The organism is Gordonia sp. OPL2, from assembly GCF_003797825.1.
GTDB lineage: Bacteria > Actinomycetota > Actinomycetes > Mycobacteriales > Mycobacteriaceae > Gordonia.
Genome location: NZ_RKME01000135.1, coordinates 1 through 390 on the forward strand (window position 1 = coordinate 1; position 390 = coordinate 390).

1 protein-coding gene is annotated in these 390 nt (G+C 72.1%); it reads left to right on the plus strand.

Features of this window, described 5'->3' with window-relative positions:
* On the plus strand, window positions 1-390 hold a 390-nt coding region (locus EEB19_RS26660), incomplete at both ends, for a hypothetical protein (protein ID WP_222930015.1).

The following is a 390-nucleotide window of genomic DNA, read 5'->3' on the forward strand; positions in this document are numbered from 1 at the left end:
GTGCAGCGCACCACTGCCGCATTGGGCGTGCAGCAGGTGGTCTGGCTGGGTAACGACCGCCCGCTGCGCTGGCGTGCCCAGCTCAGCGCCGGGCCTGCGCCGTCGCGGACGGCGATCTCCGGGGCCAGCGTCTACGGCACCGACGACAGCTTCCAGGGGCACATCTCCCGGGGGTCGGTGCTGGGCCTGTCGGTCGGCGCCGAGTACAGCTTCAATCCGCGCTGGGTGGGCGTGATGGAAGTGGCCGCCAGCCGCGAGACCGGCCAGCGCCTGAGGGGTTTCGCGCGCAACGCCAGCGGTGGTTTCGAACGCATCGACGAGCATCGCCCGGCCAGCCGCAGCGTCACCCTGGCGCCGGCCGTGGAGTACCACTTCAGCCCGTCACTGGGC